Genomic DNA, 13,992 nt, shown 5'->3' on the forward strand with positions numbered 1-13,992 from the left:
GGTTTTCGCCGGGCAGCCATAGAGCGTGGGGGTGTACGAGACCAACCTGGCGATCGCCCTGATCATGGCGCCGTTCGTCATCGTGCTCGGCGCGCTGCCGTTCGTCTCGCGGCAGTACGCCGGGTTCGGCCGGGTCGGGCTCTGGTCGGGGCTGGTGGCGGCCGCGCTGGTGCTCTACGCGTGCGCGGTGGTGGCCTTCACGCTGTTCCCGCTGCCCGAAATCGATGACCCTGCGCAGTTCTGCAGCGCGCACGCCGCGCTCGCCCACCCCCAGCTGCGCCCGCTGGCCTCCCTGGACGACATCGTCTACGGCGCCGACCGCCGGCAGGCCTTCCTGCAGGTCTTCTTCAACTTCGTGCTCTTCGCCCCGCTGGGCTTCTTCCTGAAGTACCGCTACGGGCGCGGGCCGGCGCACAGCGTCGTGGTGGGCTTCGCGCTCTCGCTGACCGTCGAGTTCACCCAGCTGACCGGGAACTGGGGCCTCTACCCGTGCCCCTACCGGCTCTTCGACGTGGACGACCTGATCACCAACACGACGGGCACGGCGATCGGCTGGTTGCTGGCCGTACCGCTGATGAAGGTCCTGCCGTCGGCGTGGCCGCGGCCGCGCGCCGACCTGCGGCCCCCTGGTCTGGTACGGCGGGGCCTGGGCGACCTGCTCGACTTCGCCGTCTGGTGGTTCGCGGCAGCGGCGGCCTCGATCGTGCTGGCCGTGTTCGAGGTCGACTCCGAGCTCACCAGTGACGCGATGCTCTACTTCATCGGCTTCATGTGCCTGCTCGGGCTCCCGCTGATGCGGAGGGACCGGTCGGGACCCGGGAGGGCCTCGCTCCACCTGGCCCTCGCCGACGCGGGCAGGGCGGGACCGGCGAGCAGGATGCGGGTGTTCGTCAGGTTCCTGGTGTTCCCGCTGCCTTTCGTGGTGCTCTTCGCCCTGGAGGAACCCCTGTGGATCGGGGTGCTGGCAGTGGCACACTTGATCGTCGCGCTGACCGGCCGCAGCATCGCCGGGCGCCTGAGCGGTACATCCACGGTGACGAGGGCAGTTGTGATGGGGCGATGAAGCTGATCGAGCGGGTCAACTCGGCCAAGGAGCGGGGCAGGCGCCTCGTCGATCACTGGCGCGTTCGGCGGCCGTGGATCGACCATCTGATCAGGACCGTGCAGCGCTACCAGCTGCGGTTCGGCGACCGTCTCGCCGGTGCGGTGACGTATTTCGCGTTCCTGTCGTTCTTCCCGCTGATCGTGCTGGCGTTCTCGATCTTCGGCTTCGTCCTGGCCGACAACGCCGACCTGGAGTCGGAGCTGAACAAGGTCATCTCCGACCAGCTGCCCGGCATGGCCGACCAGCTCGACCTGCAGCGGATCGCCGACTCCAGGGCGAGCGCCGGGATCATCGCCCTGATCGGCCTGGCCTACGCCGGGCTTGGCGCGGTCGACGCGCTGCGAGGGTCGCTGCGCGAGATGTACATGACCACCTCGCCGCCGCTCAACTTCTTCCTCGGCAAGGTGCGCGACGTGGCCTCGCTGCTCATGGTCGGCGCCACGCTGCTGGCCTCGGCACTCGTCACGGGCTTCGCCACGACGGCCACGACGACCGTCGCGACGTGGATCGGGCTCAAGGACGTCAGCACCGTCTGGTTCACCGGCACCCTGGCCTCGCTGGTGGCCGACTGGCTGATGTTCGTGATCGTGCTGGGCTGGATCGCCAGGCCGGTGCAACCGTTCAAGGTCATCGCCCGCGGCGCGCTGCTCGGCGCGATCGGCTTCGGCATACTCAAGCAGCTGGCCTCGCTGCTGCTGGGACACACGCTGGGCAACCCGATCTACGGCGCGTTCGCGGTGATGGTCGGCCTGCTGGTGTGGATCAACTTCTCGGCCCGGCTGGTGCTCTACGTGGCGGCGTGGACGGCCACGGCGGGCATGAACCCGCCGCCCTCGCCGACCCCGCCGCCCACCAACGGCGGATCAGACTCGTGAGCGGCGCCGGCGCCTGAGACCGTAGCCCAGCCAGACCAGGCCGAACAGCAGCCCCGCGCCGATGACCGCCAGGCCCGCCGAACGGCTGGTGTCGTCCTGGCCGTCGGCCACCGCGTCGGTCAGCGGCTGCGCGCGGGCGGGCGCCGACGACGACGGGGTGGCGCTCGGCGCGGCGGCCTGGGCCACGGCGGGGTCGGGCAGCGGGTCGACCAGCTGTCCCACCGGGGCCACCTTGCCGCTGGCGGCGAAGCCCCAGTCGAGCAGGTCGGCGACCTCCTCCCAGAAGTATCCCTCGTGCCGCATGACGGCCACGATGATCGTCTTGTCGCCCCTGGTCGCGGCGCCGACGAAGCTGCCCAGCGCCTTGGAGGTCCAACCGTTCTTGACGCCGATCATGCCCTTGTAGCGCCACAGCAGCTTGTTGTGGTTGGCGATCTCGTACCACTTCTTGGGCGCGGGGAACTTGGCGACCTTGGTGGTGATGTATTCGCGGAAGGAGGGGTTCTGCAGCCCGGCCCTGGCGATGAGCGCCAGGTCGTAGGCGGAGCTGCTCTGCCCCTTCTTGTCGAGGCCGCTGGGAGTCTTGGCCACGGTGTCGTTGGCCTGCAGCCGCCGCGCCTCGGCGTTCATGTCGGCGAGGGTCTGCGTGAGGCCGCCGTTGGTCTCGGCGAGTGCCATCGCGGCGTCGTTGCCCGATGACATCATCAGCGCCCTGAACAGGTCGGAGACCTTGTAGGTGGTCTTGACCGACAGGCCGACGGCCGAGCCCTCCTGGTTGACCGCGTTGGCGCTCGGCCTGACCTTGAGGTCGGGATCGAGCTTGGGGATCAGGGTGAGCGCGGTCAGCGCCTTGAGGGTGCTGGCCGGAAGGTAGCGCCCGTGGGCGTCCTTGGCGGCCAGCACCTGCCCGGTGCCCGCGTCGGCCACGACGAAGGAGGTGGCCTTCGTCTTGGGCGGCGCCTTGATGCCCTCGGGCCGGACGATCCCCTTGTTGCCCAGCAGGTCGCCGCCGACCGGGGGAGTGTGGGCGAGCGCGGGCGCCTGCCACGCGACGACGCCCACAAGTGCCGCGGACACCACAAATCTCTTCGCCATAGCGCTCTCAGCGTAGCCGCCCATGTGGCGACAGTTCCCCGAAGATCAACCCGCGATACTCGAGGGATGATGATGTCACGAAAGGTCGCCGCATTCCTGATCGGGCTGGCCGCATTCATGATCTTCGAATGGATCAGCCTTGGGTTTAACCTGGCCGACGATCACCCCACCGCCTTCTATGTGGTCCACGGCATCCTGATCGGGGTCAACCTGGTGCTCGCGGCCGTCCTGGGGATCATCGGGTTCCGGGGCATAGGACGCGGCGCGTGAGCGCGTGGAGCTCGTCGGCCTCCTCCCTGGAGTTACCGATCGTGGTGAAGCCGAGCTTGCCGTACTCCGGGATGGCGCCCATCAGGTGCAGCACGTTGCCGGTACGGCGGGCGGCGTCGAAGCCGAGCCCTGCCGCCTCGACGGCGCGGATGGCGTCAGCGGGCGTGCGCCCCTTCATGCAGGTCGTGTAGCAGTTGTCGGTGGCGGTGTAGTACTTCGGCTGGTCTCCCGCCATGAGCAGCCCCGTGGCCGGGTCGTAGGTGGCGCCCGTGGTCAGCAGGGTCGCGCCGAAGGGGTGCGTCGTGCCGCCGATGCGCAGGTTGATCTCGCACAGCAGGGCCGCGTAGCCGGCGTCGGTCTTCATCGCGAAGAAGTCCATGCCGAAGATGCCCACCACACCGTGCCCCGCCAGCGTCTTGGCGATCCTGGAGGCCGAGCGCGTGACGTGCTCGCGGTACTCCGGGCGGGCGGGGAAGGTGCAACCCTGGTAGACGTGGCCGTCGAGGACCTGGTCGTGGGTGGCGACCACGTCGTAGTGGCCTCCGGGGGTGATGCGCGCCAGCGCGCTGGGGTAGAAGAGCGGCCGGTGCTCGATGAACTCCTCGACCACGCCTCCGCGTTCGGCGAACTTGGCCATGAAGCTCTGCCAGGTCTCGCCGTCGGCCGAGAAGTCGATGGCGTTCCAGTCGTCCTTGGGCAGGATGGCGTTGCCCAGGCCGGAGTAGCCGTCGTTGAGCTTGATGATCACGCGTTCGCCGGGCAGGGAGTCGACGGCGTCCTCGATCTCCGCCACGGTGCGCAGGTCGCCGAAGCCTCGTGCCATGGGCACGCCCGCCTGCCTGCCGATGTCGCGTGAGCCGCTCTTCGAGCCGAAGTAGGCCAGCTCCATCGCCGGTCCGTAGATGGGGATGCCCAGGTAGTCGGCGAGCCGTACCTCCATGTCGCTCATCACGAAGGGCACCAGCCAGGCGTCCTGTCCGGCGAGCATCTCGCGCATGCGCTCGACCATCTCGCGTCGTCGCAGGATGGTCCGGGTGAGCGGCTGCGAGTCGGGTTCGTCCAGGCTGATCATGGTCAACCGCTCGCGGGCGTCATCCGGGTCGGGCAGGAAGCCGAAGTAGTAGTCGACGATGGCCGGGTCAACGGGCGCGGACGACAGGTAGATCACCTTGACGCCGGGTTGCTTGAGGGTCAGTAAGAGGAACAACAACCGTTCCTCGTAGCACCTGGCCCCCGTGATCCTGCGGAGTTCGTCCTGCGGCAGCGAGAGAGAGGGCACGACCACCAGGGTCCCCTCCCTCGGTTCGAAGATGCTCAGATGTGCATGCTTCGCCTCGAACGGGATATTGGTGATCATATAGCGAGTGAAACACGCATTCTTCTCAAATGCATGCCTCGGTGGAGTGTGATGAACAGCACCGGAGGTGACAGGATTCGGGGCCAAGCTCAAGTTTGAAAGTAAGCACTTCGGGTGATGATCTAATGATCCCTTGTGACTATTTCGTGGGTCGCGCATCGTGACGACCTGCGGTTTCGGTCGTGCCCGAGGTCAACTTTTGGTGTAGTTGTCCACGTCGAGGGCAGGCAGAGCGTTAAAGTTGGTGTCATCGTTATCGGGGTCCCACCCTTCTGCCTCTCTGACGATCTCGGCACCGACACCAGCGGGTGCGATCATCGGACATTCCTTGCGCCGCCTGGCGGCGCTTTTCTCAGTTCGGGACGGTGAACAAATGCAGGGACGTGAGCTGCGGGGGGAACTCGACGCGTTCCTGGCGGAGGCGGAGCGGGAGCTCAAGGCGTTCCGCCGTGACCTGCACATGCACCCGGAGCTCGCCTTCGCGGAGTACCGCACGACCAAGCTCATCGCCGCACGGCTGACGGCGGCCGGGTTGTTCCCGTCGATCCTTCCTCGCGGCACCGGCCTCATCTGCGAGGTCGGCAGCGGCGACGGTCCCCTGATCGCGCTGCGCGCCGACATCGACGCGCTGCCGCTCCAGGACGAGAAGGACGCCCCCTACCGCTCGACCGTCCCCGGCGCCTGCCACGCGTGCGGCCACGACGTCCACACCACGATCCTGCTCGGCACCGCGCTGTTCCTGGCCCAGCAGGCCGACGCGGGCCTGCTGCCCGGCCGGGTCCGGCTGATCTTCCAGCCCGCCGAGGAGCTGCCCGGCGGCGCCCTCGAGGTGATGGCCCACGGCGGCATCACCGGCGTCGACCGCATCTTCGGCCTCCACTGCGACCCCCGCGTCGACGTCGGCCAGGTCGGGCTCAAGTCCGGCCCGATCACCTCCGCCTGCGACAAGCTCGCCATCCGGGTCAGCGGGCCCGGCGGCCACACCGCCCGCCCGCACCTGACCGCCGACCTCGTCTTCGCCCTGGCCAAGATCCTCACCGAGCTGCCCGCCGCGCTCTCGCGCCGCGTCGACCCGCGCTCGTCGTTGTCGCTGGTGTGGGGACGCGTCGAGGCCGGCACCGCCGCCAACGCCATCCCCGACGAGGGCGTGGCCGAGGGCACCGTGCGCTGCCTCGACGAGAACGCCTGGCACAGCGCGCCCGACCTGATCAAGGCCCTGCTGGAGTCCGTCGCCGCGCCCTACGGCATCGAGGCGACGATGGAGTACACCCGCGGCGTGCCGCCCGTCGTCAACGACGACGCCTGCGTGCAGATGTTCGCCGAGGCCGCCGCCAGGGCGCTGGGCGACGGCTCCGTCGTGCCGACCCAGCAGTCGCTCGGCGGCGAGGACTTCGCGTGGTACCTGGAGTCGATCCCCGGCGCCTTCGCCCGGCTCGGCACCCGCTCGCCGGAGTCCGGGGTGACCTACGACATCCACCAGGGCACCTTCGACGTCGACGAGCGGGCCATCGCGATCGGCGTGCGGCTCATGACGAACACCGCGCTGACCGCCCTGTTCGGGCAGGTGACCGAGCCGGGGAGCGTGCCCCTGGCCCAGCACGCCTGACGGCTCTACCGCCTGGCGTGCGTCAAGGCCAGAAGCGACGTCCAGATCAGGGCGAGGGCGATGGCGGCCGCCAGGGCGAGGTTGGCCGCCCGCGACCCCTGCAGGGCGAAGAGCGCCAGCCACGTCGCCAGGAAGAGCGTGCCGACGACCGCGCTGAAGGCCGCCCAGCCCCCGCGGCCCTCGGCGGCGAACCTGCGGGCGAACACGAAGCAGGCGGCGATCAGGGCGAGGAAGGCGAGCCCTGACACCAGGAAGTGCGCCAGGCCCTGCCAGCTGACGGTGAGCGGAGGCCCGGCCGGGGTGCCGGGCGGGAAGCCGTCGACGGGATCGGCGGAGAAGAACGCGGCGGCGACCATCCCGGCCCCGAACCCGCCGATCAGGCGCGGTCCCCAGATGCCCGCGCCTTCCCTGCGCAGGCCGACGGCGCCCGCGACGAAGGCCAGGCCGGTGACCGCGAAGTTGCCGATCTGCAGCCAGCCCAGGTCGCCGTTGCTCAGCACGCTCGCGGGGTGGCGGCCGAGGTCGTAGCCGTCCCTGACGAGCAGCTGCAGGACGACCACGGCGATGTAGAGCGGCCCGGCGACCGCCCCGCACAGGAGCAGCGTCCTGGCCCGCCCGGCGACCTCAGCCCTCTTCACCGGGACCCGCCTGCGGGGCGAAGTGCTGCACTCCGAAGGCGACGGCCGCGGCGACGTCCTCGTCGCTGACCCCCCACGCGGCCTGGACGGCCGCTCCCCAGGCGTGGCAGGAGCGGGTGGCGAACTCCCTGGCCTCGGCCGAGTCCTCCCACGTGGCCGGGTCGAAGTCGGCGCCGGTCAGGTGCAGGTCGAGGCCGAGCAGGGTCAGGTCCCAGCCGCCGCCGATCCCGATCGTGCCGCCCGGACCGTAGGCGCGCACCATCTCGTCGACGATCACGGCCGGGCTGGAGTGCACCAGTTCCAGATCGGTGCTCTCGCCCTCACCCGGCGTGAGGCGGAGTTCGACCTCGGTGTCCATGCCCTCGCCCAGCGACCAGGTGACCTTCAGCAGGCGCGGCTCCTCGCACCGGAGGATCTTCCCGCCGGCGTTGTCCTTGAGCTGGAAGGCGCCGCCGAGCCGCAGATCGCCCTCCACCGGCGCCAGCCAGCGGGAGAGCCGCTCTGGGTCGGTGCAGGCGTCCCACACGTCGTCGATCGCGGCGTCGTAGGTACGGCGGAGCACCAGGGACCGCCCCGCGCCCTCGGCGACCGGATGTTCACCGATCTCGCGGGTGGTGGCGTTGATCTGGTTGACGATGTCGATCATGGACCGTCCTCGCTCGTTTCAGGGGGTGGTGCGGCGGCGGTGGTCCGCCGGCGTTCGTGCTTGCCGCGGGCGAGCTCGGTCCCCAGGGCGTCCAGGCGCTGGTTCCAGAAGTGGCGGAATCGCTCCAGCCAGACGTCGACCTCCTGCAGCGGCGCCGGGCCGACGGCGTACATCCGCCGGGTGCCGTCCGCGCCGAGCACGTCGAAGGCTTGCACGTCGGCAAGAATTTCAGCTATGACTTATATAAGTCAACTCTTAAGGATGGTGGACATGGAACCGGACTACGAGTGGGGATGATCCTCAACGGAACCCCGGCCGCAGGGCCGGGGTTCCGGTCAGGCCGTCAGGTGATCCTGCCCAGCACCACCGGCAGGACGATCGAGGAGAGCCCCGGGGTGACCTCGACGGTCGTGCCCTCGGGGTACCTCAGGGTGAAGTCGCGGTCGGTCGAGGTGATCATCAGTCCGATGCGGTGACCCTTCTTGAAGACGTAGTCGTTGGGCTGCAGGTCCCATCGGAAGGTGTAGTCCCTGCCCGCCCTGATCGGCTCGGTCCTGCTGTCGCTGTGCCGGTTGCGCACGTCGGTCCAGCCCCGGGTGACGATCTTGAACGGCGCCTCGGCCAGCGCGTGCCTGCGCAGCCCAAGACAGCCGGAGTCGTCCGGCACGCTCTCGCCGTAGCAGTAGGTCTCCCCGGTCAGCACCGAGCCGCCGGTGGGCCGCGCGTCTGTGCCGAAGTCGACGAGGAAGGCGCTCAGGTACGGCGAGGCGCCGGACTTGACGGCCGCCCTGATCGACACCGACGGCGTGCCGGAGACGCGCACATCGGTCGGCAGCGGAGCGGTGAGCCAGGCCAGGCGGTTGGGGTCGGCGGCGGGTGCGCTCGCGACCAGCTGCTCGGCCGTACGGCTCTTCTGGTCGACGTAGGACTCGCGGGGCGACAGCGGCCGGGGCAGGAGGCCGAGCCTGGCGCCCGACGAGGGCCACAGGTGCACCGGGACGGCGCCCGGCAGCGGCCACGATCGGTGTTGTCCCCAGACGCCCGGGGCGCTCTCCACGTCGGCCGCCGGCTCGCGGTCGATGCCGGTGTCCAGGCCGTACAGCCACTTGTCGAACCACGCGTGCAGCTGGCGGAACCACTCCTGGGTGCGCAGGGTCCACGGGTCGCGGTGCCCGCTCATGTGCAGCCAGATCTTCTTCGGGGTCCTGATCCGCTCCCACCACTGGGAGAACTGCTTGGTCTTGACGTTCCAGTCGTTGAGCCCGTGCACCACGAAGACGCTGGCCCTGACCTTGCTCACGTCGTTGAGGTAGTTGCGGGCGTCCCAGAACGCGCTGTAATCGCCGGTGACGCGGTCCTGGGTGGCGGTCAGCCGGTCCATGACCGGGCGGCAGATCTCCTTGCCGTCGCGGGTGAGCACCGCCTTGGCCAGCACGTCGACGTCCTCGCCCTGGTAGCCGCCGGGGGCCACGACGCCGCCGTTGGCGCGGTAGTAGTCGTACCAGGAGGAGATCGCGGCGATCGGGACGATCGTCTTGAGCCCTTCGACGCCGGTCGCGGCCACGGCGTTGGGCAGGGTGCCGTTGTAGGAGGTGCCGATCATGCCGACGCTGCCGGTGGACCAGAAGGCGCTGACCGGGGCGCCGGCGGCGTCGAAGCCCCTGGCCCGGCCGTTCAGCCAGTCGACGGCGGCCTTGGGGCCCGCGGTCTCGTTGACGTCGCCCGCCGTCGGGCAGCCGGTGGCGCGGCCGCTGCCCAGGTTCTCCACCAGGGCGATGGCGTAGCCGCGCGGCAGGAAGAAGTTGTCGTAGTAGCCGTCGAAGGCGAAGGACCTGGGCGTGGCCTCGGCCGCCAGGAGGGAGGGCAGCGGGTTGCCGTTCTCGTCCACGTCCACGACGTGGTTGGGGACGGTGAAGTCGATGCCCGCGTAGTACGGGCTGGCCTCCATGATCGTGGGCACCCTGAGGCCCTGGTCGGTCTCCTTCGGGCGCAGGATGTCGACCGCGACCCGGTCGTTCTGGCCGTCGTGGTCGCTGTCGGTGCCGGCGACCTCCACGTAGACGGTCTGCAGGATGGCGTCGGCCCGGGAGAACACCGGCTGGGTGGCGTTGTTCTCGATCTTGACGCTGGGGGGCTCTCCGGCGGTGGCCGGTAACGGCGGCAGCAGGGCGCTCGCCAGGAGTACGGCGAGCACGATCGGAATTCTTCGCATGTGCGCAATGTCGGTCAGGAGGGGGATCCAGGCAAGACCAAGGTCGGCTTCGAGATCTCGACCACGGCACCCGGCGGGTGCCTCAGCGTGTAGTCGCGATCCGTCGAGGTGATCACCAGGGCGATGCGGTGGCCCTTCTTGAAGAGATGGTCCTGGGGGATGAGCTCCCAGGTGAAGGTGCCCTTCTGGTCCCTGGTGTCGAGCCACCCCCTGGAGACGATCTTCCACGGCGAGCTCTTCGTCTCCAGCCGGAACAGGTCGTAGCAGCCGCCTCCGGGGAAGCAGTGGTTCTCGCCCGTCGGCTCCTGATGACCGGTCGCCCTGGTGTCCTTGCCCAGATCCACCAGGAGGGCGGTCAGGTAGGGGGAGGGCCGGGCTGCGCCGAGCGTGACCTTCGGGGTGCCGGCCAGGCGGAAGTCCTCGGTCAGCTCGGCGCTCTGCCAGAGGGCGGCGTGGGGGTTGCGGGCGACGAGCTGCTCTGCCGTACGGGACCGCTGGTCGGTGTAAGTCGCGCGGGCGGGGCCTTCGAGCGCCGTCTGGGTCTGCTGGGTGCCGGGCGGGGGCCAGGCGGCCGACGTGCGCCACTGTCCCGGCGCCGTCTCCACGTCGATCGCGGGCTCGGTCTCGATGCCGGTGTCGAGGTCGTACAGCCAGCGGTCGAACCAGGCGTGCAACTGGCGCAGCCACTCGGAGGTGCGCAGCGCCATGGGGTCGAGGTGGCCGCCCTGGTGCAGCCACATCTTCTTCGGCGACCTGAGCGCCTGCCACCAGCGGGTGGCCTGGTCGGGGCGGACGTTCCAGTCGTTGAGCCCCTGGACGACGAAGACGCTCGCCCGCACGCCGTCGGCCTGCCGTACGTAGTCTCTGGCCTGCCAGAAGGCGTTGTAGTCGCCCGTCTCGCGGTCCTGGGCCCTGGCCATGGCCGACAGGATGCGCTCGCAGGCCTTCGGCGGATCGGGGCGGGTCAGGATGAAGCGGCCCGCGACGTCGGCGTCCTCGCCCTGGTAGCCCTGGGGGGCCACGACCGCGCCGTTGGCCCGGTAGTAGGAGTACCAGGAGGAGATCCCGGCGATGGGGACGATCGTCTCCAGGCCCTCGACGCCCGTCGTGGCCACGTTGTTCGGGATCGAGCCGTCCCACGACACCCCGATCATGCCGACCTTGCCCGTCGACCACGCCGCCTTGACCGGCCTGCCGTCGCGGGTGAAGGCCCTGGCCCTGCCGTTGAGCCAGTCGATCACCGCCTTGGCGCCGGCCGCCTCCACCGCGTCGCCCACGGTCGGGCAGCCCGTGCTGGTGCTCGTGCCCAGGGCCCTGACGTCGACCGTGGCGTAGCCCCTGGGCAGGAAGTAGTCGTCGTAGTAGGAGTCGGGCTCGGTGCCGGGGAAGCCCTCGTCGGACTGGCCCTTGCCCTGCGGTTGTCCGCGTGCGTCGAGGTCGGCCGCGTGCATCGTCACCGGGGCGCCGCCGCCGGAGTAGGGGCTGACGGTCATGATCGTGGCGACCTTCAGCCCCAGCCGGGTCTCGCGCGGGCGCCTTACGCTCACGGCCACCCGGTCCGCGCGGCCGTCGTCGTCGCTGTCGACGCCCGCGACCTCGACGAAGAGCGACTCGTGGATCGCCTCGGCGAGGGAGAAGACCGGCTGGGTGGCGTTGCCGCGGACCTCCAGGCCGGGAGGGTCGGCGATCGGGAACAGGGTCGTCACGGCGACGAGCAGGCTGGCGAGCAGACGCATCCGGCCTCCTCTCCAAAAGCCATGCTAATCGCCGGATTCTTTGCCAGAAGGCGTAGTTGGCCATACCGGAAGCCGGTCACTGAAGGGAGTAACGGGCTTAAAGAAGGAGATACCGTGCGTTCCATCACCAGGCTCCTGGCCGTCGCCGTCCTCATGACCGCGGCGGCCGCCTGCGGTTCGTCCGACAGCGGGGGTTCGTCGAACTCCGGCGGCGGCGGTGCCACCGCGGGCGGCAGTTCGATGAAGGTCGGGCTGGCCTACGACATCGGCGGCCGCGGCGACCAGTCCTTCAACGACTCGGCCGCGGCCGGGCTCGACAAGGCCAAGAAGGACTTCGGGCTCGCCGACACCAGGGAGCTGGAGGCGGCGACCGGCGAGACCGACGCCCAGAAGGAGGAGCGCCTGCGCCTCCTGGCGGACGCCGGCTACGACCCGATCATCGCGGTCGGCTTCGCCTACGCGACCTCGCTGAAGAAGGTGGCGGGGGAGTTCCCCGACGTGAACTTCGCCATCGTCGACGACGCGTCGGTGACCGCGAACAACATCTCCAACCTCGTCTTCGCCGACGAGCAGGGCTCGTTCCTGGTGGGCGCGGCCGCGGGGCTGAAGACCACCAAGAACAACGTCGGCTTCGTCGGCGGAGTGCAGGTGCCGCTGATCAAGAAGTTCGAGGTCGGCTACGCGCAGGGCGTCAAGCACGTCAAGCCGGACACCAAGATCCAGACCAAGTACCTCACCCAGCCGCCGGACTTCAGCGGGTTCGCCGACCCCGCCAAGGGCAAGACGGCGGCCGAGGGCATGTACGACGCCGGTGCGGACATCGTCTACCAGGCCGCGGGCGGCTCGGGCGCGGGCGTGTTCGAGGCGGCCAAGTCCGCCAACGCGTGGGCGATCGGCGTCGACTCCGACCAGGCGCTGACTGCGTCGGCCGACGTCAGGGACCGCATCCTCACCTCCATGGTGAAAAAGGTGGACGTGGCGGTCTATGACTTCATCGGTTCCAACGTCAACGGCAACGTCCAGACCGGTACGGTGATGTACGACCTGGCCAAGAACGGGGTCGACTACGCCACCACGGGCGGTCACGTCGACGACATCAAGGCGCAACTCGACGAGCTGAAGCAGCAGATCATCGACGGTGAGATCAAGGTGGCGGCAAGCTAGACAAATCACGAACAAGCCCTAGGTGGATAACGGACCTGTTGCGGAGCTATGCCCAGGTTCTTAGCACTCCCCGTCAACAACTATCTTCCCTGTGTGAGAGTTGCCGTGCGTTCCGCGCGTGCGACGTGTTAGTGCGCACGGAGAGGGAGTTCCCACCTTGCTTCGCAACCGAGTCAGTAAGCTGGCCGTCACTGGTGTGACCGGCGCTCTGCTCATGGCTGCCGCCGCCTGTGGCGGCGGCAGCACCACCGCCACCGAGAGCCCGGCCCCGGGCGGCGCCGCGTCCTCCGCTCCCGCCGAGCCCGCCAAGTCCGGCGCCAAGGTCGGTCTGGCCTACGACATCGGCGGCCGCGGCGACCAGTCGTTCAACGACGCCGCCGCCGCGGGCCTCGACAAGGCCGTCTCCGAGTTCGGCCTGGAGCCCAAGGAGCTCGAGGCCGCCAACGGCGAGACCGAGGCGCAGAAGGAAGAGCGCCTGCGCCTGCTCGCTTCGGGCGGCTTCAACCCGATCATCGCGGTGGGCTTCGCCTACTCCGGCCCGGTCGGCAAGGTCGCCAAGGAGTTCCCCGACGTCAAGTTCGCGATCGTCGACGACGCCGTCGAGGGCGCCAACATCTCCAACCTCCTCTTCGCCGAGGAGCAGGGCTCCTTCCTCGTCGGCGCGGCCGCCGCGCTGAAGTCGAAGTCCGGCAACATCGGCTTCGTGGGCGGTGTCGACGTGCCGCTGATCCACAAGTTCCAGGCGGGCTTCGAGGCCGGCGCCAAGGCCGTCAAGGCCGACATCAAGATCCAGACCAAGTACCTCACCCAGCCGCCGGACTTCAGCGGCTTCGGCGACCCGGCCAAGGGCAAGACGGCCGCCGAGGGCATGATCGACGGTGGCGCCGACGTGGTCTACCAGGCCGCGGGCGGCTCCGGCGCCGGTGTCTTCGAGGCCGCCAAGGCCTCGAACACCCTGGCCATCGGTGTCGACTCCGACCAGGCCCTGACCGCCGACGCCGCGGTCAAGGACGTCATCATCACCTCGATGCTGAAGAAGGTCGACGTCGCGGTCTACGACTTCCTCAAGTCGGTCGACGGCGGCACGGTCAAGGCCGGCGCGACGATCTACGACCTCAAGGCGGGCGGTGTCGACTACTCCGTCACCGGCGGCAAGGTCGACGACATCAAGTCGAAGCTCGACGAGTACAAGCAGCAGATCATCGACGGAAAGATCACTGTTCCCCAGAAGTAGTCTGATCTGAGACTTTAGGAGGGCCCGGTGCTCATCACACCGGGCCCTTTGGGT

14 protein-coding genes are annotated in these 13,992 nt (G+C 69.2%); 6 read left to right on the top strand and 8 right to left on the bottom strand.

Translation table 11 applies throughout. The features are described 5' to 3' along the window. The first annotated feature begins 31 nt into the window (after positions 1–31). Together ACIBH1_RS02090 and ACIBH1_RS02095 are read left to right on the top strand one after the other, a co-directional pair. A complete protein-coding gene (locus ACIBH1_RS02090) occupies positions 32–1,063 on the top strand; it encodes a VanZ family protein (protein WP_397311687.1) in 1,032 nt (343 codons plus the stop codon). Beyond that, complete coding sequence (locus tag ACIBH1_RS02095) at positions 1,060–1,980, top strand: YihY/virulence factor BrkB family protein (RefSeq protein ID WP_397311688.1); 921 nt, start codon at positions 1,060–1,062, stop codon at positions 1,978–1,980. Before ACIBH1_RS02090 ends, ACIBH1_RS02095 begins: the two co-directional genes overlap by 4 nt. Here the strand turns inward: ACIBH1_RS02095 and ACIBH1_RS02100 are convergent. Beyond that, entirely contained in the window at positions 1,969–3,057 is a 1,089-nt protein-coding gene (locus ACIBH1_RS02100) for a D-alanyl-D-alanine carboxypeptidase family protein (RefSeq protein WP_397311689.1), read from the bottom strand. The two genes, ACIBH1_RS02095 and ACIBH1_RS02100, sit on opposite strands and share 12 nt — an antisense overlap. 90 nt (positions 3,058–3,147) lie before the next feature. On the opposite strand from ACIBH1_RS02100, the gene ACIBH1_RS02105 reads away from it, so the two are divergent. Further along, positions 3,148–3,345 (top strand): SCO4848 family membrane protein, encoded by a 198-nt coding sequence (locus tag ACIBH1_RS02105; RefSeq protein WP_397311690.1) that lies wholly within the window; start codon positions 3,148–3,150, stop codon positions 3,343–3,345. On the opposite strand, the gene ACIBH1_RS02110 is transcribed toward ACIBH1_RS02105, so the two are convergent. Together ACIBH1_RS02110 and ACIBH1_RS02115 are read right to left on the bottom strand one after the other, a co-directional pair. After that, a complete protein-coding gene (locus ACIBH1_RS02110) occupies positions 3,311–4,702 on the bottom strand; it encodes a peptide ligase PGM1-related protein (RefSeq protein WP_397311691.1) in 1,392 nt (463 codons plus the stop codon). The two genes, ACIBH1_RS02105 and ACIBH1_RS02110, sit on opposite strands and share 35 nt — an antisense overlap. A 192-nt stretch (positions 4,703–4,894) precedes the next feature. Next, a complete protein-coding gene (locus tag ACIBH1_RS02115; RefSeq protein ID WP_397311692.1) occupies positions 4,895–5,020 on the bottom strand; it encodes a hypothetical protein in 126 nt (41 codons plus the stop codon). Between the two features lie 55 nt (positions 5,021–5,075). Between ACIBH1_RS02115 and ACIBH1_RS02120 the strand changes: the two genes are divergently transcribed. After that, entirely contained in the window at positions 5,076–6,308 is a 1,233-nt protein-coding gene (locus ACIBH1_RS02120) for a M20 family metallopeptidase (RefSeq protein WP_397311694.1), read from the top strand. Between the two features lie 5 nt (positions 6,309–6,313). Here ACIBH1_RS02120 and ACIBH1_RS02125 read toward each other — a convergent pair whose 3' ends face one another. The 5 genes from ACIBH1_RS02125 to ACIBH1_RS02145 form a co-directional block, all read right to left on the bottom strand. After that, a complete protein-coding gene (locus ACIBH1_RS02125) occupies positions 6,314–6,946 on the bottom strand; it encodes a DUF998 domain-containing protein (RefSeq protein WP_397311695.1) in 633 nt (210 codons plus the stop codon). Next, complete coding sequence (locus tag ACIBH1_RS02130; protein ID WP_397311697.1) at positions 6,933–7,592, bottom strand: SRPBCC domain-containing protein; 660 nt, start codon at positions 7,590–7,592, stop codon at positions 6,933–6,935. Before ACIBH1_RS02130 ends, ACIBH1_RS02125 begins: the two co-directional genes overlap by 14 nt. Further along, complete coding sequence (locus ACIBH1_RS02135) at positions 7,589–7,807, bottom strand: hypothetical protein (protein ID WP_397311698.1); 219 nt, start codon at positions 7,805–7,807, stop codon at positions 7,589–7,591. Before ACIBH1_RS02135 ends, ACIBH1_RS02130 begins: the two co-directional genes overlap by 4 nt. A 128-nt stretch (positions 7,808–7,935) precedes the next feature. Beyond that, positions 7,936–9,804, bottom strand: a complete 1,869-nt coding sequence (locus ACIBH1_RS02140; protein ID WP_397311699.1) for a Xaa-Pro dipeptidyl-peptidase — start codon at positions 9,802–9,804, stop codon at positions 7,936–7,938. A 14-nt stretch (positions 9,805–9,818) separates the two neighbouring features. Next, positions 9,819–11,540, bottom strand: a complete 1,722-nt coding sequence (locus ACIBH1_RS02145) for a Xaa-Pro dipeptidyl-peptidase (RefSeq protein WP_397311700.1) — start codon at positions 11,538–11,540, stop codon at positions 9,819–9,821. Between the two features lie 114 nt (positions 11,541–11,654). Between ACIBH1_RS02145 and ACIBH1_RS02150 the strand changes: the two genes are divergently transcribed. Both ACIBH1_RS02150 and ACIBH1_RS02155 read left to right on the top strand, forming a co-directional pair. Continuing rightward, positions 11,655–12,704 (top strand): BMP family protein, encoded by a 1,050-nt coding sequence (locus ACIBH1_RS02150; protein ID WP_397311701.1) that lies wholly within the window; start codon positions 11,655–11,657, stop codon positions 12,702–12,704. Positions 12,705–12,861: 157 nt separating this feature from the next. After that, complete coding sequence (locus tag ACIBH1_RS02155) at positions 12,862–13,938, top strand: BMP family protein (RefSeq protein WP_397311702.1); 1,077 nt, start codon at positions 12,862–12,864, stop codon at positions 13,936–13,938. The last annotated feature ends 54 nt before the right edge of the window (positions 13,939–13,992 follow it).

The organism is Nonomuraea sp. NPDC050663 (assembly GCF_044456985.1).
Classification (GTDB): Bacteria; Actinomycetota; Actinomycetes; order Streptosporangiales; family Streptosporangiaceae; genus Nonomuraea.